Here is a 25,088-nt window from a genome sequence, read left to right as displayed (position 1 = left end):
TTAAGCTCTCTCTTCCTGTTCTTTCTTCATTTCTTCAGCTTCAGATTTCATTTTAGGGTATTTAATTCGTGAGTGGAACGTGCTGCACAAACCATTAATAAGTGACTTCTCAATTATTCTTATTTCTTTCATTGTCAACCCTGTATCATCTAACTGGCCATCTAATATACGTGCTTCAATTAGATCCTTAACGAACTTTCCAATTTTTTCATTAGTTGGATGATCCATCGCTCTAATAGCTGCCTCACATGTATCAGCTAAACTAACTATGCCAGCTTCTCGTGTTTGTGGTCGTGGACCTACATAACGGAATTGAGCTTCTTTTGTTTCGGGATCTCGCTCTTTAGCTTTGGCATAGAAAAAGCCCATTAAAGTCGTGCCATGATGCTGCTGGCATATATCGATTACCAACTGTGGCATATTTTCTTTTTCTAAAATCTTTACTCCTTCAGAAACATGACTAAAAATGATTTCCTTACTATCTTCAGGCAACAAAAAATTATGTGGATTTTCAGCTCCATCAGGCAAGTTTTCCACAAAGAAATTAGCATGTTTAATTTTACCAATATCATGATAATAACAAGCTACTCGCGTTAACAGAGATCGCCCACCAATGTCGGCAACAGCATTAGCACTTAGACTAGCAACCATCATACTGTGATGATAGGTTCCTGGTGCTTCCACTAATAGTTGCTTCAACAACGGGTGATTAGGATTACTTAACTCATTAAGAACCAACACACTATCATCATTAAGCATTAATTCAATGTATGGATGAAGCCCTACAGACATAAGGTATGTAAATACACTGCCTGCAAAAGCACATAGCAACGTCGCAATCGTTTTAGAATCAGTAAAGTCCATTCCTTGATAAATAGTCACCACAAACACAAATACCACAGGAAAAACAATTAGCCATAAAGCAGCTGCCCCTAGTTGACGCCCAATTCTTTCACGCTTAATTAAAGTTGCCATCAGCCCTGTAAACATATAGGTTAAGACAATCAACAGTAAGGTGCTTGTTCCAATTAAATCGTAAAAAACAAAAATTGAAAAAGCTGTTTGAAATAAAGCTCCCATAATACTCGCTCTTCTAGTAATAAATAAATTTAGCACCAAAGGCATAAAAGCTGCTGGGAAAATTAAAGGCACATACGATAAAGTTTCATTTTGAAATAATTGAAGACCTTTCATCGCAATAAGCCCAATCATCATCATCAAAACATAAAAGGTAGTGAACCGGACTTGTCTTTCTAACTCACTTGTATGTAAAACCAAATAACCAAGAACAGCTATTTGGAGCATAATCAACAGAATTAAGGCAACTAATGGAAAAATTGATGGATCTCGACTAGTTAAACCCAATAGTTCTAGCTTTTGAATGGCTCGAGAATCAATTTGAACGCCTTCTCTAACAATCACTTCACCAGAGTAAATCATTACAGGATTAACCTTTGCCTTAGCCTGTTCCTTTAGTTCTTCGGTTCGTTTATCATTAGCTGCTTCATTAACTACAATTCCTCGATCTACAACATATTTAATCAATTGTTGCAGGTTACTTCCAATATTTAAATATTGAATGTCTTCATTAACCTTTTGTCTAACTGTCGCTAAATTACTACTACGAATTCGCTCAGACATCTGCGTTTGCACCAAAGAAACACTTTGCTCACGTACCGTCTTTAAATCAGCATCACTTAGTTCGAAGACCCCTTCATAAAAAAGGTTAGGAAACCCTTGATAAAATGAAATATCATCTTGATTAATCGCTTCAAATTTCTTCTTTAAGGACGCCACTAGTTCTTCAGTAGTAGCTGGCGCAACTGGCGCTTTATCCTTAGCGGCACTTTTTCTTTGCTCAAAGTCCTTTGCGGCATCTGTTTTAACTTCTGAGACTAACGTAAATAACTGATTAACTAACTCGACTTGCTTTGTAGCAATCTCTTCATCATAAGTGTATTCTGGATTAACTGTTTCAGCAGCTAAACGACTTTTTTCATCAGTTTCATATTTATTTTCAATGGTTTTATTGGCCCGAATCGTCTCAGAAGCTAAACTACCTTCTTTAATTGAGACGGCCTTTTGGCGCACATTATTATAAAGCAACGCAAAACACAATAGACCAAAAACAATGACCAGACCTAACATGTACTTTTTGCCTAATTTTTTCTGTAACGATCCAAAATCTAATTTCATAGCTAATACTCCTTATTTACAAAGCTTTACAATGCTGGTCTCTCCCTATACAAAACTAGTAGCGACACACCTGACAACTTGAACAGCTAGTTTAAGCTGTCATCTATTTATTCTCTTCCTCATAAGCATTGATTATTTCCGCCACAACTGGATGACGAACAACATCACTTGACGTAAAAGTAACGAAACCAATTTTTTTAATAGACTTCAATGTTTTTTCAGCGTGTATCAAACCGCTCATAACACCTCTAGGTAAGTCTATTTGAGAAACATCTCCATTAACAATCATCTTAGAATTAAAACCTAAGCGAGTCAAAAACATCTTCATTTGAGCAATGGTTGTATTTTGCGCTTCATCTAAAATAACAAATGAATCCTCCAATGTACGTCCTCTCATATAAGCAAGTGGAGCAATTTCAATCACACCACGCTCCATCAAACGATTGGTATGGTCAATGCCAAAAATCGCATATAGCGCATCATAGACTGGTCGTAGATAAGGATCAACCTTTTCTTTCAAATCTCCTGGTAAAAAGCCTAAATTTTCACCCGCTTCAACTGCTGGACGTGTCAACACAATTTTTTGAACTTCTCCACGTTTTAAGGCAGAGATCGCCATAACAACTGCTAAAAAGGTTTTTCCTGTTCCAGCCGGACCAATTCCAAACGTAACATCTTTCTTTTTAATCGTCTCAACATAGTCTTTTTGTCCATAATTTTTGACACGAATCGCTTTGCCATTTTTATCTTTAATAATCTCTTCTTCGTAAATATCAGTAAAGTACTCTAAAGTACCTTTTTTCGCCATTTTAAGAGCTGTCACGACATCCGGTGTTCCAATCGGTATCCCTCGTAGCACTAGAATTTGCAATTTTTTAAATACCTCAAAGACTGTTTGGACATTCTCTTCAAGGCCTGTAATCTGGATCATGTTGCCACGACTTAAAATCGTCACATGCTGATTTTCTTCAATTAATTTCAAATGCTTATCATGAGTTCCCAATAATTCAGTAGCTTCTTCCTGATTTTTCACTTGAATTTCTAAAGACACTTGATTTTGTTCTAACAAAAAAAGAACATCTCCTTCTCTATTTTCTCTCTATCTTACTAATTCAAATAATACCACACTTTGCTACTTGAAAAAAGAATCTTTATCCTTTGTAAGTAAACACTCCTTGGTCCTTCCATCGTCTCCCTCTCTTTTGAGAAATAAACTAGCCAGTAAATTATACCACTTTCAAGAGCCCTTTAGAAAATATCAGCAAAAAAACCAAGAAAGTTACCTTTCTTGGTTTCTTAGTTATTTCTCTTGTAATAATTCTTTGACAACTGCATTGACCATATTACCGTCAGCCTTACCTTTGACTTTAGGCATAACTGCCCCCATAACTTTTCCAAACTCTTTAACAGAGCTTGCGCCAGTCAAGTCAATTGCATCAGCAACAATTTGACGAACTTCCGTCTCATCTAATTGTTTCGGTAAATATTTCTCGACAATAACAATTCCCGCTTTTACTGTTTCAACCAAATCGTCACGACCAGCATTTTCGAATTCAACAAGTGAATCACGACGTTGCTTCATCTCTCGGGCTAAAACTGTTACCTCCTCATCAGAAGTAAGGTCTTCCCCTTTGGCAATTTGCTCGTTTTGAACAGAAGCTTTCAACAGCCTTAAAACATCTAAAGACGCTTTGTCTTTGGCTTTCATCGCTGTTTTAATGTCCTCGTTCAATTGGGTAAGAAGCGACATTAGGATCAGCTCCAATCATTGAAAACTAGAATTTCTTACGTTTTCTCGCTGCTTCAGATTTTTTCTTACGCTTCACACTTGGTTTTTCGTAATACTCACGTTTGCGGTATTCTTGCAAAGTACCAGTTTTTGAAACGGAACGTTTGAAGCGACGAAGAGCATCATCAAGAGATTCATTTTTCTTAACAACTGTTTTTGACATATAAATTCCCTCCCCCCGTGCTTAAAAAGTAACCGTTTTTCATGTTTGATAATAATTATCTAATAACAAAAAACTGTCCTTATAACATTATAGCGAAACTCCTTTTTAACGTCAACTTAATTCGACAATCTTTTTACTTTTTTATTAAAAATTCTGTTTATGACTGAAAACAATTCTCACATTTTCCGAAAATTTCAAATCGGTGTCCCTCAATTTTACAACCTGCTAACTGTTCTTTAAAATAATCCATCGGGCACATTAATATTTCACGAGTTGCCCCACAATTTGTGCAGATAAAGTGATGATGATGGCCAATATGATTATGGTCACAATGAAAACGAAACTTTTTTTCGCCATCCCACTCCGTTTCTTCTAATAAATGTATGTCAGAAAAATCTTTTAAATTTCGGTAAATGGTATCATAGCTAATACCTGCAAACTGCTGACTCATATACTCATAAACTTCCTTGGCACTTGTATACTTATTTTCTTCTGCTAAAAATGTCAATAACATTTCGCGACGCTTCGTATACTTGAAGCCATGTTCCTTCATTTTTTCTAGTGCTAAATCAATTCGATTTGTCTCTGTCATTATTCAGCCCTTCTCTCTTTGGAACGCTTTTAATTCACCAAATACGTGATCCTATTTTAAAGGTGTTAATTCACAACCATCACATACCTCAGATATATGCTATAATAATTATGAAATAAAATCAAGAAAGGGAACTACTTTATGACCAAAAATATCCCCAGTATCTATATCATTTCAGATTCAGCCGGAGAAACAGCAGCCAAATTAGCCCAGGCCTCCGTTGCTCAATATGAAGGAGCAGACATTCCACTCGTTAGAAAAACCTTCGTCTGCGAAAAAGAAGATTTGCTTGCCTCACTAGAGGAGGCTCGAAAAATTAATGCAATTGTTGTCCATACTATGATTTCAGAGGAGTTTGTAAAATTAGCCAATGATTTCTGCTCTGATTGTGGTCTATTTTGTATGGATTTACTCTCTCCTTTAGTCAATGAAATTGCCAAACGAACAGACATAAAACCAAATCGAGTCGCTGGTGCTGTTCATTCGTTGGACCAAAACTACTTCAATCGTATCAATGCTATGGAATTTGCCGTTAAATATGACGATGGAAAAGATCCAAAAGGGTTCTTAGAAGCAGATATTGTTTTATTAGGTGTTTCCCGCACCTCGAAAACCCCTCTAAGTTTATTCTTAGCTAATAAAAATCTAAAGGTCGCAAATCTACCACTGATTCCTCAAGCCCATATTCCACAACAATTATGGGAAGTTGATCCGAAAAAAATTGTTGGGCTAACCAATGATCCAAATATTCTGAATAAGATTCGTCAAGAACGCATGAAAACTTATGGTTTAAACCCTGACACAGCATATTCTAATATTGAAAAAATTAAAGAAGAATTAGCCTTTGCAAAAGATTTATACGCAAAGCTCGGTTGTCTCGTCATTAATGTAGCTGATCTATCCATTGAAGAAACGGCTTCAATTATCTTAGACGACCTACATTTACAAGAACATAGTTATTATGGTTAATAACAGAATATCTCGTTTTAGCTAAAACAACGATAAAAATAAGAGTGAAACGATACGTCGTTCTCACTCTTATTTTTATTAATAAACTTGGGTTCCTTCTTTATCAATCGCTAAAACTTCCACTGTTCCTGATAATCCCAAAGCCTTAACCTCCGCAACAAACGCGTCCGTCTGTTCGTAAGGACATAGCGTTAAAATTGTTGGCCCTGCCCCACTAAGCACAGTACCGTAAACTGATAACCTATGACCTAACTCGCGAATGGGGGCCAGATGAGGAATTAACTCTCCCCGATATTTTTCGTGCCACAAATCCTGTTCCATCATTTTCCCAGCCAGCTGTAAATTACCATTTAAGACTGCTCCAATCATGACATTACTAATACCACTCGCTGTAACAGCTTCTTTATAAGGCAAATTTTTTGGTAATACATCGCGACTCTCACTAGTCAATAATTCAACATCTGGTATAAAAACAACCACATCACAATCAGGAAAGTGATGCTTAACACTATTAACCTCGGCTTGATCGTAACATGCTACTACAAAATCACCATAAATAGCCGGACCAACATTGTCTGGGTGGCCTTCCATTTCAGTTGCAATTGCTAGCTTTTGCTTGCGAGTAAGGCCTAATTGTCCCTCACGATTCGCTAACTCAATTCCAGCTACAATTGCTGTCGAGCTGCTTCCCAACCCACGAGCAGGTGGAATGTCTGTTTGCATGGTCATCTTTCTTGGGGGTAAATCTGGCTTAAGCTTTAGCGCTGTTGTAATAATCAAATTGCTCTGATCATGTGAGACACCTTCTAGACTGTGTTCAATAGACCATTCAGCGGCTTCAACTCCCGTATCTAAATGTAGATACAGCGATAAGGCTATCCCACAGGAATCAAATCCACAGCCCAAATTTGCACTTGTTGCCGGTACTCTAATTTTCATAAATTTGCTCCAAACTCTATAACTCTTTTCATATACATCTAAGAACTTATAGGTCATTATTTTCTCATTTCTATTAATCTGTCCAAACTTGATATGACGCCACCAATTCAAACTCTGGGACCTGATCAATTTGCTTGGCAACCTCAGCCATTTGTGCCTTTGTCATTAGGTGGGTAATCGCAACAATACGCGCTTGTTCACCATCTGATTTTTGCTGAATAAGTTGATCGATACTCGCTCCAGCTTCGGTTATGATTTGTGTTAATTTTAAAAATTGACCGACTTTATCAACGACATTGACAGAGAAATAATACTTTGATTGAATGTCCTCATCTTTGGTCAATAGTGTTTCACTAACATAAGAGTTAAACATATGACCACTAATACCTAAGCGGATATTTTTAGCTACTGTAATAATATCGCTAACAACACTCGTTGCAGTTGGCTTTTCACCAGCTCCAGGACCATAGTACATTGACTCACGAACACCAGAACTTTGAACATAAACGGCATTCATTTCATTCTGAACCGAAGCTAGTGGATGACTTTTAGGAACTAAAACTGGCCCCACTTCCGCTGAAACACTGCCATTAGTTATTTTTGATGAACCTAACAATTTGACAATATATCCCAATTGTTGAGCCATTTGAATATCATCAGATGACATACCACGAATACCCTTTTTGTCAATATCATCCAAATCAATACTCATACCAAAGGCAAATTGCGTCAGTATTGCCACTTTATAAGCCGCATCTATCCCATCGACATCATTTGTTGGATCAGACTCAGCAAAACCTAGTGCTTGCGCTTGATCTAATGCCTGTTCATACGACCATCCTTCGTTAGCCATTTTAGTTAACATATAGTTAGTCGTTCCATTTAAAATGCCTCGAACACTCGTAATATTATCTGCAGCCAAGCTATTAGCAATCGTTCTTAATATAGGGATTCCACCGGCAACAGCGGCTTCATAATAGAGATCTCGTTGATATTTATTCGCTGTTTCAACTAATTCTTTTCCATGAAGTGCCAACAAGTCTTTATTTGCGGTCACAACATGCTTACCATTTTCAAGTGCTTGCATGATATACGTTTTAGCTGGCTCAATTTGACCAATCAACTCAACTACCACTTGAATCTCTGGATTAGCTAAAATATCTTGATAATTAGTTGTCAAATGAATGTCATAATTTTTAGCTAAATCTGATTTTTCTGCTTCATCACGTACTAATGCTTGCTCTACGACAATTTCAACACCAGTTACAAGTGATATTTTTTCTTGATGCTCCTTTAAAATTAAGGGAACACCTGAACCAACCGTCCCTAAACCTAAAACAGCCACTTTTAATTTTTCCATAAAAAAACTCCTTACTTAAGCTTTGATTAAAACGTTATCATCGTTTTTTAATCAAGATAATATCTCTCAGTATACCTAAATTTAGCCACTTTTGCTAGCCCTTAACAGATAAAACTTAAATAACATTCAAATATATTTAGTAAGAATAAACGCATGATGCTTCTGCACTTAAAATCAGAATATGAGAAGCGGTTTAACAAAATGGTTTAAGCAATTTGAAATAACTCACATTTTTCTGAAACCATTCATTTTAACTCAATCCATCTCTCTTTAGACAGATTTAGAGGGCAAAGCATAAGTATTTTCTACTTTTACCTTACCCTCTTATCATAATTTGCACTTAACTGTGTTGAGAATGAGTAATGTGTTTAAAACTTTGTCCAAGAATATCCACTACATGCTGATCGTCTAATGAATAGTAAACTGATTTCCCCTCTTTACGCGACTTAACTAAATGATTTAAACGCAATAATTTAAGTTGATGGGAGACTGCCGATTGTTCAAGTCCTATTTTTTCGACAATTGCTCCCACATTCTGCTCTGAATGACTTAAGAGAGTTAATATTTTTATACGAGTTGGATCCCCCAACGCTTTATACAATTGACTCACTTTTTCAATCATCTCTGGTGTTGCCATAAGTTCAGCCATTATGCTCTCCTCTTTCTACTCAAGTCCTTGTTTATGATTTCAAACAAGTCAATTTAATTGATGAAGACCGCTCTCACTCCACGTTACTTCACAACTCCACTGTTCTATGCTAATATGTTTTATCAAAAAAGTCTAGTCTTTCACTCTCTAAAACGAAATTATTCTCATTTACATAAAAAGAAGGCGACATTTCTGCCAACCTTCCCTATTTTATCGTAATTATTTAGTTAATAGCTCAATACTTTTATTGATTTGCGATACTTTTTCAGAAACTGCTACTTGGCTATCTCCTTGAGCAGCAATGTAAAACTTAATTTTCGGCTCAGTCCCTGATGGGCGAATAGCTACCCAACTGCCATCAGCTAATGAATATTTCAAAACATTCGCTTTCGGTAAGTCAATTGTTTCGACAGTTCCATCATCTAAAGTCGCTTGTTGTACTTCGAAATCTTCTGTTTTTACAATTGCGATACCACCGAAATCAGTCATTCTTTCTGTTCGTGCCTTTGCCATTAACGCGTTTATTTTAGCTACGCCTTCAATCCCTGACATTGTAACTGAAATTGTCTTTTCTTCAAAATAGCCAAATTCAGCAAAAATCTCTTGAAGGCCATCATATAAGGTTTGCCCCTTTTTCTTGTAAGATGCAGCCACTTCAGCTAATAAAAGTAAGGTTTGGATAGCATCTTTATCACGAACAAAAGACTTAACAAGATAGCCATAACTTTCTTCAAAACCAAACATAAAGGTATGAGACCCAGTTTGTTCAAATTCTTCAATTTTTTCAGCAATAAATTTAAACCCAGTTAAAACATTCATCATTTCAACATTATATTTTCGACAAACTGCTGTTGCCATTTCACTTGAAACAATTGACTTCAAAACAGCTGCATTGGTCGGTAATAGCCCCGCCTCTTTTTTAGCTTTTAAAATATATTGAATCAACAATGCGCCAATCTGATTACCAGTCAATACCTGATAAGTACCATCTGGTAAGCGAACAGCAGCACCCAAACGATCCGCATCTGGATCAGTCGCAACTAGTAAATCTGCTCCTTCTTTTTCACCTAATCTAATGGCATACTCAAAAGCAGATAATTCTTCTGGGTTGGGAGACTTAACAGTTGTAAAGTCTGGATCAGCAATGGCCTGCTCTGGCTCAAGAATAAATTGCTCAAACCCAGCTTGCTTTAAGGCACGTTCTCCCAACATTTTTCCAGTTCCGTGCAGGGGAGTGAAAACTAATTTAAGTTCTTTACCGTATTCTTTGATCAACTCATGGTCAATCGACACAGACTTTATTTGCTCCAAATAACTACTATCAAGCGCTTCGCCAACACTCTCAATATATGATGAAGGGTTCTGCTCACTGTGATCGGCAATTTTAATTGCTAAAGGATTTTCGATTTGACGGACAAAGGTTGTTAATGCATCCGCATCTTGTGGAGGCATTTGGCCACCATCCGCTCCGTAAACTTTATACCCGTTGTAAGCTGCTGGATTATGACTAGCTGTAATCATGATACCGGCGATACAGTTTAACTCACGAACTGCAAAAGATAGCTCTGGTGTTGGTCGTAAACTTTCAAAAACATACGCTTTAATGTGATGATTTGCTAATACACGCGCTGCTTCCACGCCAAATTCTGGTGACTGATGCCGAGAATCATACGCAATTACTACACCACGATTTTTAGCGGTTTCATCTAACGTTTCTATAAAAAGTGCCAAGCCTTCTGTTGCTTGTCTTACAGTGTAAACATTCATACGGTTGATCCCCGCGCCCAAAATGCCGCGCATTCCTGCTGTACCAAATTCTAAAGGTGCATAAAAAGCATCCTCTAATTGCTCAGGATTTGTTGCTAATTCAGTTAAATTTTCTTTTAAAGCCCCTGGTAAATCCGGCTGTTCTTGCCATTCTTTATATACTTGTTGCCAAGTCATCCAAGCCACCTCTTTCAATAAATTGTACAAAATACAGTATACCATTAAACAATTGACTCTGCTCTATTTTTTAGCAATAACCACAAAAAAAGTCAGAATAAGCCCCCCCCCGACTTATTCTGACTTTTTTGAAAGATTCACTATGCCACTATTTCTTAATAAAGCTCCAGATATTGCTCCCGTTCCCACTCTGACACTTGTTGGCGGAAAGCACTCCACTCTAGACGTTTAGCCTCAACGAAATTAGCGTAAATATGCTCTCCTAACGCTCCGATGATGACCTCATCTTTACGTAATGCCTTGATAGCATTGTGTAAGGTAGATGGTAAATCAGTGATTTGCGCTGCCTCACGCTCTTCTTCATTCATGATATAAATATTACGGTTAACCTCAGCTGGTGGCACAATCTTATTGCGTATTCCATCTAAACCGGCTTCAAGTAAAACTGCCATCGCCAAGTAAGGATTCGCTGACGGATCAACAGACCGTAATTCCAATCGAGTTGACAAGCCACGTGACTCTGGAACTCGAACTAATGGTGACCGGTTACGACCACTCCAAGCAACATATACTGGCGCTTCAAACCCAGGCACCAAACGCTTATAAGAATTAACAGTTGGATTGCAAACTGCTGTGTACGCACGAGCGTGGGCAAGTAAACCACCTAGGAAATAGTAAGCTGTTTGACTTAATTGGCGCTCCCCTTCTTCATCAAAAAAAGCATTCCCTTCATCGGTAAAGAGAGACATATTACAATGCATCCCTGATCCTGCTATCCCATGTAAAGGCTTAGGCATAAAGGTCGCATGCAGTCCGTGACGACGAGCAATAGTTTTAACTACTAATTTAAAAGTTTGAATATTATCACAAGCTTCCAAGACATCAGCATATTTGAAATCAATCTCATGTTGCCCCGGCCCACACTCATGATGAGAAGCTTCGACTTCAAAGCCCAAATTTTCAAGCTCTAAGACAATATCTCGACGACAATCTTCTCCTAAATCTTGGGGAGAAAAATCGAAGTAGCCACCATTATCATTTAATTCAGTTGTTGGCTTGTTATTTTCATCTAGCTTAAAAAGGAAAAATTCTGGCTCTGGTCCTAAATTAAAAGATGTAAACCCTAGTTCCTTCATCTCTTTAATCACTCGCTTCAAATTACCGCGAGGATCCCCTAAAAATGGCGTCCCTTCAGGCATGTAAATATCACAAATTAACCGAGCAACTTTTCCTTCACCATTTTCCCAAGGAAAAATCAACCAAGTACTCAAATCTGGAAACAGATACATGTCACTTTCTTCGATTCTCACAAACCCTTCAATTGAAGACCCATCAAACATCATCTTGTTGTCCAAAACTTTGTCTAATTGGCTAATCGGTACTTCTACATTCTTAATTGTTCCCATTACGTCGGTAAACATCAAACGTAAAAATCGGACATTTTCTTCCTTAGCAATTTTTTTGATCTCGGCAATTCGTTTGGTATTTTTTTCCACAGTTGTCGTCCCCATTTGTCTTTAGTTTTTAAAACCTTGGGCCTTCAGATTGGAAAGGATTTTGCCGATTTAAGCCACTCTCAGCAAGTAGCTCATCATAAAAAATCCTCCGCACCTCATTGTCCGTTAAGTGGTAAGCTGCTTTCTGTGAAGAATGTTGCTTCGCTTTTTCTCGTTCATAATGCTTGCGAATGCCAGCCATATTGTAGCCTGCATCCAACCAATCTTTAATCTCAAGTAAACGATCCACATCATTCAAAGAATACATCCGCTGATTACTACTTGTTCGCTCTGGAAATACTAGTTCCTGTTCTTCGTAATAACGAATTTGCCTAGCACTTAAATCAGTTAATTTCATAACTGTTCCAATCGGAAAAACAGACATCGACTTCCGCAATTCTTTTTCACTCATAGCAGCCCTCCTCTCAATTGATACTAGCATCATACCAGTTTGAAAAAAAACTGTCAACAAACGATGTCAGCTTCCCTAACATGAAACCTTATTTTTTTGATCTATCATTGAACACTCTAAAAATATCATTGATAAATCAACATTTATCCTAATATTAATCAAACTATTTTTTGTGCATTTTTACTTATTTTTTATTTTATATTCGTTTTACATAAATAACCATCAAAAAATCGACCTATACCAATTAAAATCAGTCTATAATTTCACTCTCACTAAATTTTCTTTAGCAAACTAAAAAAAACTGTTTTCCAGTTTAATTAATTACTGGAAAACAGCCTATTTATTCATTAGTAAAAAAAACATCATTAACCGCATGAGAGACTGCTAACTTAACATGCTCATACGTCAATCCTCCCTGCACATACAACACGTAAGGCGAACGAAGTGGTCCATCAGCCGTTAACTCTAAGCTAGCCCCTTGTACAAATGTTCCTGCAGCCATAATAACATCGTCCTCATAGCCTGGCATATAGGCAGGGATAGGCGAAACGTGCGCGTCAACTGGTGAATAAGCTTGAATTGCTTGGCAAAATTTTACCATTACTTCTTCTTCCTTTAACTCAACCATCTGAATCAAATCAGTTCTCACATCATTCCACTTAGGCGTTGATTCGATACCGAACTCCGCAAATAGTGCAGAAGTAAAAACAGCTCCTTGAATTGCTTGACTGACAGTATGAGGCGCTAAAAAGAACCCCTGAAGCATTTCATGAGCGCTATATAGCATAGCACCCGCCTCCTTACCAACTCCCGGTGTGGTTAATCGATACGCACAATGCTTAATTAAATCAGAACGTCCAGCAATGTAACCGCCTGTTTTACAAATCCCTCCACCAGGATTTTTAATTAATGATCCAGCCATTAGATCTACGCCAACTTCAGTTGGTTCCAGCATTTCGGCAAATTCTCCGTAACAATTGTCTGTAAAAATAATTATCTCTGGAAAATGTTTTCTTACAAATGCTACCATTTCCGCTATTTTTTCAATCGTAAATGACGGACGCTTGTCATAGCCTCGTGACCGCTGAATGGCTATGACCTTCGTTCTAGAAGTAACTTTTTCTTTAATCCCCTCAAAATCGACCTCACCATTAGAAAGAAGCTCCACTTGATTATAGCCAATATCATATTCCTTAAACGAGCCTATCCCATCACCCGTTAACCCAATGACTTCAAGTAGAGTGTCGTAGGGCGTCCCCGTTATGTATAGCAACTCATCTCCTGGGCGTAAAACCCCAAACAAAGCAGTGGCAATTGCATGAGTCCCAGAAATTAATTGAGGTCGAACAATAGCATCCTCCGTTTTGAACACATCAGCGTAGATAGCTTCAAGCGCTTCTCTCCCTAAATCATTGTAGCCATAACCCGTCGACATTGCAAAATGACTTTCTGAAAGCTGGTTATGTCGAAAAGCCGTTAAAACTTTATTTTGATTGAAAAGGGCGACATCTTGTATCTGTCTATAAATTGGGATAATTTTCTCATCTACTTCTTTAATTTTTCTACTTAATTCTGGTGATAAACTAGACATCCAACCTGTCATTCGCTCTCCTCCTCAATCCAACGAGAATTTTTCGAAGCGAATCCCTTCGCAATGTAACCGCCGCTTTTCTCATCAAATTCCTGACTAACTAATAACGTCATTGTAGCCAAGCGATTAAGTAAATAACCTTCATCTGCTCGTAAATATTTTTCATACGGTTCAAATATTTCCATTATCTGTTGCCTAATTCCAGCCTCAACAATTACTTTATCCGCTGGATTTTTAGCAGACACTTGAACATTAGGAAACAACGTTGGAACAAAAGAGTGTTCATCAATTTGATCTCTCTTATTATAAACCGTTACAACAGGTATATCGCTCATTTCTAATTCAGCTAACAATCCCAAAACCGTTTTCTCTTGAAGATAACGATCTTCTGAACTAGCGTCAACAACGTGCAATAATAAATCCATACTTCTACTCTCTTCCAATGTTGATTGAAAAGCTTCAATTAATTGCGTTGGCAAATCCTGAATGAACCCCACCGTGTCAGTTAGGGTCACTTGAAACCCTTCTGCCATTTGCCATTTTTTCGTTAGGGGATCTAGGGTCGCAAATAGTTGATCTTCTGAATAGGTATCAGCATCGGTCAGCATGTTAAGCAAGGTTGATTTTCCAGCATTTGTATAACCAATCAAGCCAATCTGAAAAACAGCGGCATCCTTGCGTTTTTGACGATTACGCTCTCGACTCGCCCCAACTTCCTTCAACTCACGACGAATTGCTGTCAACTTATTGCGAATGTGTCGTCTGTCTGTTTCTAACTTAGTTTCACCTGGGCCACGCGTACCAATTCCACCACCCAAACGTGACAAACTCGTCCCTTGTCCTGTTAAGCGTGGCAATAAATAATTTAATTGTGCTAGCTCAACTTGAAGTTTTCCCGCTTTTGAGCGAGCTCTCATTGCAAAAATATCCAAAATCAGCTGAACCCTATCTAAAACCCGAACATTCACTGCATCATTAATTAGCTGACTTTGATGTGGAGTCAATGGCTGATTAAACACAACCAAATCTGCTTCATATGCCTCTACTAAGTTGACTAATTCCGCTAACTTCCCTTTACCAATAATAGTCTGCCGATTAACAATCTGTCTTTTTTGCACAAGCTGAAAAACAACTTCTCCTTGAGCAGTTTCAGTTAGATTTTTCAACTCGGTCATGGATTCATGAAAATATTGTTGATTCTCTTGGGTTTCTACCCCTACTAAAATAACTCGTTCACGCTCTAACACGTATTCAAGCTCCTCTCTTACTCCAACCAGTCAGCAACGGCTGACTCTAATCCTTCTAATTCTTCTGGATATTGAATCAAATCCCACCAATCTAAAAACATCCGATTACGAAACCATGTTAATTGACGTTTAGCATACCGACGAGAATTCTGTTTAACTTGCTCAACTACTTCAGCAAGAGTTGATTGCTCCTCAAAATAAGGAAAAAATTCTTTATATCCAATTCCCTGTGCACCTTGAACTTCACCCTGTTCATATACATAACGAGCCTCATCTAACAAACCGCTGTCCATCATAAGCTCGACTCGCTGATTTATCCGTTGATACAATAACTCTCTTTCAGTTGTCAAACCAATCAACTTAACATCATACAAAGCATTAGTCACTTGTCGAAAATCACTCTTTGATTGATCTAACAAACTTTTCCCAGTCAATTCAATCACTTCTATCGCACGAATGACACGCCTAACATTATTAGGGTGAATAGTCGCCGCAGCTGCCTCATCTTGCTCTCGTAACCTTTCCCACAACTGTAGCGCGCCAAAACGTGCCCCATACGCCTCTAGTTCTTCCCGCAAAGCAGATGTGTCCAATTCTTTACCTTGCCCGCCTAATTCAAAATCAAATAACAACGCTTGAATATATAGCCCTGTGCCTCCCACAATAATTGGCAATTTACCACGCATCTGGCACTCCTCAATTAACTGGCGAGCCATAGATTGAAAATCAGCTACTGAAAAAGTCTCAGTGAGCTCTCTAACATCAAGCAAATGGTGAGGAACCCCCTCTTGCTCGCTTAATGTAGCCTTTGCAGTTCCTATATCTAGCTTACGATAAACTTGTAAAGAATCCCCGCTAATAATCTCGCCATTGAATTTTTTTGCTAACTTTACACTTAAATCAGTTTTGCCAACCGCCGTAGGGCCAACAATCACTAACACTTTTTCTTTTTTTTCCATCGGTTTACCTCTCATTTTTAAAAGACTGATTGCATTGAATTACGGATGCGAATAGCCTCTCTTGGATAATCAGTATGAATCCCTGCTAATTTCTGCCTGAAGCAATACTCCATCTGAACCCTATCATTAACAGTCCACGGACGAACTATCTTAGGATAATTTCTAATAGCCACGCCTTGCTTCAGTACCCAATCAATCTTAGGATGAATCGCCTTAATCAAACTCATTCCAGAAGCTGCTTCTATTTTTTTTGCAGAAGTAGCCATTATATAAGCTATATCAGTTGCCGAATCAAATTCGTGAACACGTTTAAGAGAGTCCAAATTAAAACTAGAATAGATATACTCAAACGACCATGCCTGCTTCATCATAGCTTTAGCTAGTGCCTCTTCAATTCCAGGGTATTCTTTTTCGTCTGTTTTGATTTCAATATTAAGTAATCCCTTAAATTGTTGCTGCTGTAAAAATTCTAATACCTCTGTAAAAAGTGGAATTCGTTGATCGCTGTACTGAGAATCAAACCAACTCCCCGCATCTAACTGTTGTATTTCTGCTAACATAAAACTATTAATTTCACCCTGGCCATTCGTTGTACGATCAACCGTGTTGTCATGGATAACCACTAATTTTTGATCCTTAGTGTACTGGACATCTAATTCAATACCATCACTTTCACAAGCAATCGCTTCCTGAAACGCAGCTAATGTATTTTCAGGATGAGTTCCTTTACTACCTCGATGGGCAATCACTTTAGTCATCTTTACTGACCTCCAATTCTCTCTTATTCTATCACTTTCCTAACAAAAGTAGTAGGGGGAAGAATGCTTTATAACATCATAAACAGACTCATACGGCTATCATGATAATCTAACTTGTATATTACTGGCTTTTTTCAGCAATCTATTAGATAATAGATAGTATCCAATAGATGAAAAGGTGATGAAAAAATGAAAAAATTCGTATCTGGATTCCTAGCAGGAACAACTGTTACAGTCGCAACCTTGGCTGGTCTTCTATACGGCGTTAAAAAAACTGTAATTGAACCTATCGAAGAAAAAGAAAATCAAATTGATGACAACCGTCGTAAAGCAATGCGCAAAAGCCGTGCCCGCTAATTAAATAACAAAAAAAATGAACTATTTCCCATTAATCAGAGCCCTCTTATGCAGCAAATAAGAAGACTCTGATTTTGTTTGTCTCAATGAAAAAAACACTCAGTCATGAAGACTGAGTGTTTTTGATTTAAGTCATTATTAGTTTTTAGTAACGTTAGCTGCTTGTGGTCCACGGTCTGTATCTTCGATATCAAAAGTAACTGATTGACCTTCTTCTAATGATTTGAACCCTTCTCCTTGGATCGCTGAAAAATGTACAAATACGTCTCCACCATCATTTTCGCGTTGGATAAATCCAAAGCCTTTTTCTGCGTTAAACCATTTTACTGTACCTTGTTCCATGTTGCGTTTCCTCCTCGTGCCTGTTCGTGCACATAATATTGTAAAACTTTTTCTGGTACGATAGAGGTCTTAATGACTCTTTCTATATAACGACCATTCCAGAATTACACTTATTATGATAACGCATTAACAAAACAAATGCAAGTAGAACGTTTTCAGATTCTTTCTACGTTTAACGTATATTAAATAACATGTTGCTCTTTCAGACTACAGTAACTTCGATGCCCAATTATCAAATGATCTAGTACTTCAATGCCCATTAATTCACCACATTCAACTACCCTTTTAGTGAATTTAATATCATTTTCGGATGGATAAGTATCTCCAGAAGGATGATTATGAACTAAAATTATTCTTGCGGCTGACAATTTCACTGCAGAACGAAATATTTCTCTTGGATGAGCAATACTCTGATTCAAACTCCCTATGAATAACGTTTCTTTTTTTATAATTTCATTTTTCGTATTTAAATACAAGCCAATTAAATGTTCTTGACGTAAATCTTTTAGTTCATCAATCATCATTTGGCCAATTTCCATACTAGAAGCGACCTTGCCCAAAGTCAGTTGTTGAGCTTTAGCAAGACGAGAACCAAATTCTACAACCGCTCGCAACTCCAACGCTTTAATCGGTCCTATCCCTTTTATCCCTTGAAGCTCTTCAAGAGAGGCCATTTTTAACTCATATAAACTTCCAAAATGGTTTAAGAATTGTAAGGCCATATGCATCACATTTTTCTCTTTAGAGCCTGTTCTTAATAAAATCGCTAGTAGCTCTTGATCGGACAACGCGCCTTCTCCGTAGTGGAGCAACCTTTCTCGCGGGCGATTGGCTTCTGGCATTTCTGAAACTAAATTTTGATTTCTAGGTTCTTCGTTCAAAAAAACTCCTCCTTTTTGCATCCTACTAATAAGATAAGCAAAAAAGAGGAGAAATCATTTATTTTTTTAGAAGTTGCTTAACTTCACCCAAATCAGCCTTCACAATTAACGCCTTCTCACTTATTTCTGGTATTGGCTGCAATAAATCTGGAACCATAATAACATCAACACCAGCATCGTATGAAGCTCTTACTCCGTTAAAAGAGTCTTCCAACATCAAGCAATCTGATGCATTAATCTCAAGCATTGCGACTGCTTTTTCAACAATTTCTGGATCTGGCTTAGCCCGCTTTACATCTTCAGCAGACACAATTCCAACAAAAAAATCACGAATTTTAGCCTTTTCTAATAAAATATCGATAAATACTCGCAAATTGCTACTAGCCACTACACAAGGAATATTCTCCTGTTTAAAATAGCGCAAAATTTCAACGACTCCTGGTTTTAGTGCCGCTTTCCCCGCCAAAAACATTTTTTTAACTTCTTGATGCGTTTCATCCATAAACCCATCAATCATCTCTCTTGGGATATCAGAAAAATCTTGATAATACGCCTGTAACAACTCTTCATCAGAAATTCCCACATAGCGCATATACAACTCTTCATCGTACCCTTTCATTCCATATTTTGGCGCTAAATTCAGACTCGCCTCACAATATATTGTCTCCGTATCAAAAAGCAATCCATCCATATCAAAAATAACGCCTTTGTACTCTTTCTTCATTGGAACCTCCTAATTGAAACTCTCTCAATGCTATATCTATCATGCTCACATCAAAAAAGTTCAGCTACTTTAATCCCTTATTTCACATTTTCTAATAAAAACGCTCTGACCTGCGAAATAAAATACAACGAACCAGTCACTAACAACACATCGTTTTCACTTATCTGCTCCTGCAATTGTAATAACTTCTCTTGCCAGTCAGCAACCAGCAAAGCTTTCCCGGCCATGTCTGGATAATCACCAAGCTCATAGGCCTTAGGATAATCAAAACTGGTTAAAAATAAATGTAAATCAGGAACTGTCATAAGTAAGTGTAACATCTTTTCAACTTCTTTGGGCCTTATTGCCGCAAAAATCGTATAAATCTTCCTATTAGGAAATTCCATTTTTAGATTATGGACTAAAACTTCAACCGCAGGCTCATTATGAGCCCCGTCAATTAGCACAAGGGGCGATTGACTGATCGTTTCCATTCGCCCAGCCCATTCAACTCTCTTAAGAGCCTTTCTCACCATTTCCTGACTTACATCATACCCAAGCATTGAACCTAATTGATAATATAATTCAATAGCTAAACCAGCATTGTCTCGTTGATGTTGACCAACTAAAGGAATCTCAACAGCCTTCATTTCAAAATTGGGTCTGATAAAATCAAAAACCTCGCCATTCATTCCTAAAGAACGCGCTTCTTTAATTTGATACGTAACTTGATACTGAGACAGTGTACTTTTCATTTCTTTCGCGACTTCAGCAATAACATCAAAAGCTTCTGTTGTTAAATTACCTGTTACCACCGGCCTTCTAGCCTTGATAATCCCAGCCTTCTGAGCAGCGATTTCAGGTATCGTGTATCCCAAAATGTCCATGTGATCTAACCCAACTGTTGTGATTCCTGAAATAAGCGGTGTAATAACGTTGGTACAATCAAGTGTTCCACCTAAGCCGACCTCAATAATCGCTACATCAACAACTTTTTCATAAAAATAATCAAACATCATTGCTGTAACAATTTCAAATTCCGTCGCGCCACTAAGCTCAGGTATTTGATCAAGTTCAGCAACTAACGGCTGAAACTTTTCAACCATCCTCACTAATTCTTGATCAGATATTGGACTACCATTGATAGCAATTCGTTCATTAAATAGTGTAATATAAGGGGAAGTGAAGGTCCCAACAACGAGACCCATCTCTTCCAATAAGCACCTTAAAAAGGTCACAGTAGACCCTTTTCCATTAGTCCCACCAATATGAACTGTTTTTATCTTTCGCTGTGGGTTATCAATTTTGTCGAGTAGGCCATTAATCCGTTGCAAACCCGGACGTGAGCCAAACGCTAAACGACTATGAATCCACTCTAGCGCTTCCGTATATGTCATACTCGAGCTCCCTTCTCACTACTTATCTCGTAAGGTAGCAATTCTTTCCTTAACAGCTGCTTGTTTTTCTAGATACCCTTTTTCTTTTTCACGCTCACCAGCTACCACCTCTTCTGGTGCATTCGCCACAAAACGTTCATTAGATAACTTGCCTTGAACTAGCTTAACTTCTGTTGTCCATTTAGCCAACTCTTTTTCCAAACGAGCGATTTCTTCGTCTATATTAATTAAATCAGCTAACGGTAAATAGATTTCAGCACCTGTAATCACCGCACTCATCGCCAATTCTGGCGCCTCAATAGCTGGCGAGATAACTAATTCTTCTGGATTACAGAAGCGTTCAATATAATTTTTATTTGTTTTCAAAAAGTCCTCAACAGCTGAGTCATTAGTTTTAATCAACAATGTAATTGCTTTAGATAATGGCGTATTCACTTCTGCACGAATATTACGTACAGAACGAATCACCTCTTTCAGCACTTCCATACCATGAGCAGCTTGCTCATCACTTAATTCTGGAACAACTGTCGGATAATTTGCAACCACAATCGAATCACCTTCATGAGGAATTTTTTCCCAGATAGCTTCTGTTACAAATGGCATGATTGGATGCAGTAATCGTAAAATATTATCTAATGTATAAACAAGAACACTCCGAGTCATTTGTTTTTGAGCCTCATCTTCACCAAATAACACTTCTTTACTCATCTCAATGTACCAATCACAGAAATCATCCCAGATAAAGTTATATAAATGACGACCGGCTTCTCCAAATTCAAACTTCTCAAATAACGTATTAACACGCTCAATCGTTTCATTCAATCGTGTCAAAATCCACCGATCAGCTACCGTTTTATGACCCGTTAAATCAATCTCTTCAAACGTAAATTCTTCCGTATTCATCAAAACAAATCGACTAGCATTCCAAATTTTGTTGATAAAATTCCAAGACGCATCCATCTTATCATAACTAAAACGCATGTCCTGACCTGGCGTTGATCCATTTGACATAAACCAACGCAACGCATCAGCTCCGTATTTATCAATCACTTCCATCGGATCAATCCCGTTACCAAGAGATTTACTCATTTTGCGGCCATCTTCCGCTCTAATCAACCCATGCATTAAGACATTCTTAAACGGTGCTTTACCAGTGAATTCCAAACTTTGGAACATCATGCGACTCACCCAGAAAAAGATAATATCATATCCTGTAACTAGGGTCGAATTAGGGAAATAACGTTGATAATCTGGCGCTTCTTCATTCGGCCAGCCTAAAGTTGAAAAAGGCCATAAAGCTGAGCTAAACCACGTATCAAGGACATCCTCATCTTGTACCCAGTTCTCACTGTCGGCCGGAGCGTCTTCACCAACATACATCTCTCCTGTTTCTTTATGATACCAAGCAGGAATTTGATGTCCCCACCATAATTGACGTGAAATAACCCAGTCATGAACATTTTCCATCCACGTTGTAAAAGTTTGATTAAAGCGCGGCGGATAAAAATCAACACGGTCATCTGTTTTTTGGTTAGCCAGCGCTTCTTGAGCAAGTGGCGCCATTTTAACAAACCATTGAGTTGACAAACGAGGTTCAACAACAACACCACTCCGTTCAGAGTGACCAACACTGTGACTCATTTTTTCTATTTTAACCAAACGGCCTTCCGCCTCTAAATCCTTGATGACTTGTTTTCGAGCTACAAAGCGATCCATGCCTTCGTACTTCCCACCAAGACTATTAATAGAGCCATCTTCATTCATGACATTAACTCGCGGCAAACTGTGACGGTTACCGACCTCAAAGTCATTTGGATCGTGTGCTGGCGTAATTTTTACGACACCTGTTCCAAATTCAGGGTCCACATACCCATCTGCCACCACAGGAATTTCTTTATTCAATAAAGGTAAAATAACTTTTTTACCAATCAGATGTTGATAACGTGCATCATCAGGATGTACTGCCACGGCCGTATCTCCTAACATTGTTTCAGGACGAGTTGTCGCAATCTCAACTGATTCCCCACTACCATCTGCTAATAAGTAACTCATATGATAAAAAGCACCTTCTACATCTTTGTGAATAACTTCAATATCTGAAAGAGCAGTCTTAGCTTTCGGGTCCCAGTTGATAATATATTCGCCGCGATAGATCAACCCTTTTTCATATAGGCCAACAAATACCTTCCGTACAGCATCCGACAACCCTTCATCTAAAGTAAAGCGTTCGCGAGAATAATCAACTGATATACCAATCTTTGCCCATTGATCTCGAATATGCCCCGCATACTCTTCTTTCCATTCCCATGTTTTTTCTACAAACTTTTCACGCCCTAAATCATACCGTGTTAAACCATCCTCAGCCAGCTTTTCTTCTACTTTTGTTTGAGTTGCAATACCGGCATGGTCCATCCCTGGTAACCATAATGTATCATAACCCTGCATCCTCTTATGACGAATAATAATATCCTGTAATGTTGTATCCCATGCATGCCCCAAATGTAATTTTCCAGTCACATTTGGCGGAGGGATAACAATTGAATACGGAGCTGCGTCTAAATCGCCACTTGGAACAAATCGCTTATCCTCAACCCACTTTGCATAACGCCCAACTTCAACTTCTTGGGGCGCATATTTAGGAGCTAAGTTTTTTTCTTCTGACATAACCATTCCTCTTTCCTATGTATATTTAGTAATTATTAACAATTCTCTGATAGTATAGGGACGCTAAAATGACTGTAGAGATGATTGTCTACAACAAAAAAGCCCTAAAACACACATGTGTCTTAGGGCGTCATTCACGCGGTACCACCTAATTTATAACCAAAAAAGTTATATCTCTAGCGTGAGATAACGATCACGACTCGGATTAACTTACTATCAGTTCAATTAATCGACTCACAAGCTACCTTCACTCTCTTCCTAGTAAAAACCTTTCAGCCTTAGGGTTCTCTTTCTAGCACTATTTCAACAGCTACTCTTCTTGCTCAATGTCCTTACCATATTCTACATGGAAAGTCACTTTACGTCAAACATTCTTCTAGATAAACTAACATCACAACAAAAAAACCTCCTTCTTAAGAACTCAAACAAAGGAGGTTAATCTGATTAAATTAATTCTTTAGCAGCTACTAGTGCTTTTTCATAATCTGGTTCTGTTGCAATCTCTGGCACTAACTCTTCGTAAACAATCGTCATCTCTCTATCTACTACAAAAATTGCGCGAGCTAACAAGTCAACCTCTGGCATAAACAAGCCATAAAGCTTGCCAAATTTCAACTCTGTATCATGAAGCATCTGCATATCAACGCCTTCTGCTGCACACCAAGACTCTTGTTCCTCTTTAGTATTATTAGAAATAGTTAAAAAATGAACGCCGTCTATTTTAGCCGCTTCCTCATTAAAACGCTTCGTTTGCAATTGACATACACTCGTATTAATATTTGGAACCACACTAATAATCACGGGTTTATCTGAAAGATCTGACAATTGAATAATTTGTTTATTCAAATTAACTAATGAAAAATCGGGTGCTTTTTCTCCTACTTTTGGTTGGACACCTGCTAATTCTAATGGCTTGCCTTTCAATGTTACCTTCATATTTACTGATAACTCCTCCCATATTTGATACTATTAGTATACGAGATATCTCATCTAAAAACAAAACTCATGCTTACTGGTTAGCGAAATTAAACTGATGATTGGAAGTAAAGTTTTCGTCAAAATAAATCAATGTTTGCAATTCTGTCGTTAAATCGATGTACTGGATCTTAACATTGTCAGGAACTTTTACCCTACCTGGCGCAAAATTTAAGATTGCAGTAATTCCAGAAGCAACAATCGAATCAACTGCTCCTTGAGAATGCTTACTTGGAACTGTTGAAATAGCTGTCATAACGCCCTCTTTTGCAACAACTTCATCTAGCTCATCCATATGACGGATTGTGATGTTATTAATTTTTGTCCCCACCAGATTTGGATCACTATCGAAGGCACTGACGATGTTCAAGTATTCATTTCGACGAAAATTATTTTTAATCAACGCTTTCCCTAAATTCCCAACACCAATCAGCGCAATGCGCTTCTCAACTTGAGTATTTAGGATATGACTAAACACTTGAATTAAATAGCTAACGTCATAGCCATAGCCACTTCTTCCTAATTCACCAAAATGTGAAAAATCACGTCGGATTGTCGCAGAAGGAACCTGGATTAATTGGCTAAATTCCTTAGACTTAATTCGTTCAACATTCGATTCTTCTAAAATTTTTAAATAGCGATAATACAAAGGAATTCTTTTTGCTGTTGCATTTGGTATTTTACATTCTTCTTCTTTTTTCATTC

24 protein-coding genes and 1 other annotated feature are annotated in these 25,088 nt (G+C 37.9%); of the genes, 2 read left to right on the top strand and 22 right to left on the bottom strand.

Annotation, left to right across the window (positions count from 1 at the left end; all coding sequences use genetic code 11):
• The 5 genes from AC5KOD_RS14055 to AC5KOD_RS14035 form a co-directional block, all read right to left on the bottom strand.
• Complete coding sequence (locus AC5KOD_RS14055) at nucleotides 1–2,196, bottom strand: HD family phosphohydrolase (protein WP_496915195.1); 2,196 nt, start codon at nucleotides 2,194–2,196, stop codon at nucleotides 1–3.
• Between the two features lie 103 nt (nucleotides 2,197–2,299).
• Entirely contained in the window at nucleotides 2,300–3,265 is a 966-nt protein-coding gene (locus AC5KOD_RS14050) for a PhoH family protein (RefSeq protein WP_496915194.1), read from the bottom strand.
• A gap of 231 nt (nucleotides 3,266–3,496) precedes the next feature.
• Nucleotides 3,497–3,946 (bottom strand): GatB/YqeY domain-containing protein, encoded by a 450-nt coding sequence (locus tag AC5KOD_RS14045; RefSeq protein ID WP_496915193.1) that lies wholly within the window; start codon nucleotides 3,944–3,946, stop codon nucleotides 3,497–3,499.
• Between the two features lie 25 nt (nucleotides 3,947–3,971).
• A complete protein-coding gene (gene rpsU / locus AC5KOD_RS14040; protein ID WP_023605663.1) occupies nucleotides 3,972–4,148 on the bottom strand; it encodes a 30S ribosomal protein S21 in 177 nt (58 codons plus the stop codon).
• A 157-nt stretch (nucleotides 4,149–4,305) separates the two neighbouring features.
• Nucleotides 4,306–4,740, bottom strand: coding sequence for a Fur family transcriptional regulator (locus AC5KOD_RS14035; RefSeq protein ID WP_496915192.1), 435 nt, complete (start codon nucleotides 4,738–4,740; stop codon nucleotides 4,306–4,308).
• A gap of 141 nt (nucleotides 4,741–4,881) precedes the next feature.
• Here AC5KOD_RS14035 and AC5KOD_RS14030 point away from each other — a divergent pair, with 141 nt between their 5' ends.
• The gene (locus AC5KOD_RS14030; RefSeq protein WP_496915191.1) at nucleotides 4,882–5,709 is read left to right on the top strand and encodes a pyruvate, water dikinase regulatory protein; all 828 of its coding nucleotides are present in this window, start codon (nucleotides 4,882–4,884) and stop codon (nucleotides 5,707–5,709) included.
• Between the two features lie 78 nt (nucleotides 5,710–5,787).
• Here AC5KOD_RS14030 and thrB read toward each other — a convergent pair whose 3' ends face one another.
• The 10 genes from thrB to AC5KOD_RS13980 form a co-directional block, all read right to left on the bottom strand.
• Nucleotides 5,788–6,648, bottom strand: a complete 861-nt coding sequence (thrB, locus tag AC5KOD_RS14025) for a homoserine kinase (protein WP_496915190.1) — start codon at nucleotides 6,646–6,648, stop codon at nucleotides 5,788–5,790.
• 73 nt (nucleotides 6,649–6,721) lie between these two features.
• On the bottom strand, nucleotides 6,722–8,008 hold the full coding sequence (locus AC5KOD_RS14020; RefSeq protein ID WP_496915189.1) for a homoserine dehydrogenase: 1,287 nt from the start codon (nucleotides 8,006–8,008) through the stop codon (nucleotides 6,722–6,724).
• Between the two features lie 340 nt (nucleotides 8,009–8,348).
• Nucleotides 8,349–8,657 (bottom strand): ArsR/SmtB family transcription factor, encoded by a 309-nt coding sequence (locus tag AC5KOD_RS14015; RefSeq protein ID WP_496915188.1) that lies wholly within the window; start codon nucleotides 8,655–8,657, stop codon nucleotides 8,349–8,351.
• A 219-nt stretch (nucleotides 8,658–8,876) separates the two neighbouring features.
• Nucleotides 8,877–10,601, bottom strand: coding sequence for a phospho-sugar mutase (locus tag AC5KOD_RS14010; RefSeq protein WP_496915187.1), 1,725 nt, complete (start codon nucleotides 10,599–10,601; stop codon nucleotides 8,877–8,879).
• A 155-nt stretch (nucleotides 10,602–10,756) separates the two neighbouring features.
• Complete coding sequence (gene glnA, locus AC5KOD_RS14005; RefSeq protein WP_496915186.1) at nucleotides 10,757–12,097, bottom strand: type I glutamate--ammonia ligase; 1,341 nt, start codon at nucleotides 12,095–12,097, stop codon at nucleotides 10,757–10,759.
• Between the two features lie 28 nt (nucleotides 12,098–12,125).
• A complete protein-coding gene (locus tag AC5KOD_RS14000) occupies nucleotides 12,126–12,509 on the bottom strand; it encodes a MerR family transcriptional regulator (protein WP_496915185.1) in 384 nt (127 codons plus the stop codon).
• Nucleotides 12,510–12,849: 340 nt separating this feature from the next.
• Complete coding sequence (locus tag AC5KOD_RS13995) at nucleotides 12,850–14,112, bottom strand: methionine gamma-lyase family protein (protein ID WP_496915184.1); 1,263 nt, start codon at nucleotides 14,110–14,112, stop codon at nucleotides 12,850–12,852.
• Nucleotides 14,109–15,347 (bottom strand): GTPase HflX, encoded by a 1,239-nt coding sequence (gene hflX, locus AC5KOD_RS13990; protein WP_496915183.1) that lies wholly within the window; start codon nucleotides 15,345–15,347, stop codon nucleotides 14,109–14,111. The genes AC5KOD_RS13995 and hflX overlap by 4 nt, the downstream gene beginning before the upstream one ends.
• 17 nt (nucleotides 15,348–15,364) lie before the next feature.
• Nucleotides 15,365–16,306: a tRNA (adenosine(37)-N6)-dimethylallyltransferase MiaA gene (gene miaA, locus AC5KOD_RS13985; RefSeq protein WP_496915182.1), complete on the bottom strand. Its 942-nt coding sequence runs from the start codon at nucleotides 16,304–16,306 to the stop codon at nucleotides 15,365–15,367.
• Between the two features lie 17 nt (nucleotides 16,307–16,323).
• Complete coding sequence (locus AC5KOD_RS13980) at nucleotides 16,324–17,064, bottom strand: glycerophosphodiester phosphodiesterase (protein WP_496915181.1); 741 nt, start codon at nucleotides 17,062–17,064, stop codon at nucleotides 16,324–16,326.
• A gap of 189 nt (nucleotides 17,065–17,253) precedes the next feature.
• On the opposite strand from AC5KOD_RS13980, the gene AC5KOD_RS13975 reads away from it, so the two are divergent.
• A complete protein-coding gene (locus AC5KOD_RS13975; protein WP_496915180.1) occupies nucleotides 17,254–17,421 on the top strand; it encodes a DUF3042 family protein in 168 nt (55 codons plus the stop codon).
• Between the two features lie 138 nt (nucleotides 17,422–17,559).
• Here AC5KOD_RS13975 and AC5KOD_RS13970 read toward each other — a convergent pair whose 3' ends face one another.
• From AC5KOD_RS13970 to AC5KOD_RS13940, 7 genes are all read right to left on the bottom strand, one after another.
• Nucleotides 17,560–17,763: a cold-shock protein gene (locus tag AC5KOD_RS13970; RefSeq protein WP_496915179.1), complete on the bottom strand. Its 204-nt coding sequence runs from the start codon at nucleotides 17,761–17,763 to the stop codon at nucleotides 17,560–17,562.
• A 182-nt stretch (nucleotides 17,764–17,945) separates the two neighbouring features.
• A complete protein-coding gene (gene radC / locus AC5KOD_RS13965; protein ID WP_496915215.1) occupies nucleotides 17,946–18,605 on the bottom strand; it encodes a RadC family protein in 660 nt (219 codons plus the stop codon).
• A gap of 97 nt (nucleotides 18,606–18,702) precedes the next feature.
• Nucleotides 18,703–19,368 (bottom strand): HAD family hydrolase, encoded by a 666-nt coding sequence (locus tag AC5KOD_RS13960; protein ID WP_496915178.1) that lies wholly within the window; start codon nucleotides 19,366–19,368, stop codon nucleotides 18,703–18,705.
• 77 nt (nucleotides 19,369–19,445) lie between these two features.
• On the bottom strand, nucleotides 19,446–20,744 hold the full coding sequence (locus AC5KOD_RS13955) for a bifunctional folylpolyglutamate synthase/dihydrofolate synthase (protein ID WP_496915177.1): 1,299 nt from the start codon (nucleotides 20,742–20,744) through the stop codon (nucleotides 19,446–19,448).
• Between the two features lie 18 nt (nucleotides 20,745–20,762).
• Nucleotides 20,763–23,408: a valine--tRNA ligase gene (locus tag AC5KOD_RS13950; protein ID WP_496915176.1), complete on the bottom strand. Its 2,646-nt coding sequence runs from the start codon at nucleotides 23,406–23,408 to the stop codon at nucleotides 20,763–20,765.
• Nucleotides 23,409–23,528: 120 nt separating this feature from the next.
• Nucleotides 23,529–23,744 (bottom strand) — a binding site (T-box leader).
• 108 nt (nucleotides 23,745–23,852) lie between these two features.
• Nucleotides 23,853–24,344 carry a thiol peroxidase gene (gene tpx, locus AC5KOD_RS13945; protein ID WP_496915175.1) on the bottom strand — a complete coding sequence of 164 codons (492 nt, stop codon included), beginning with the start codon at nucleotides 24,342–24,344 and terminating at the stop codon, nucleotides 23,853–23,855.
• Between the two features lie 73 nt (nucleotides 24,345–24,417).
• On the bottom strand, nucleotides 24,418–25,086 hold the full coding sequence (locus AC5KOD_RS13940; RefSeq protein WP_496915174.1) for a redox-sensing transcriptional repressor Rex: 669 nt from the start codon (nucleotides 25,084–25,086) through the stop codon (nucleotides 24,418–24,420).
• Nucleotides 25,087–25,088 lie beyond the last annotated feature (2 nt).

The sequence above is a fragment of the Vagococcus sp. WN80Y genome (assembly GCF_059621045.1).
This window is presented reverse-complemented; position numbering and strand designations above follow the sequence as displayed.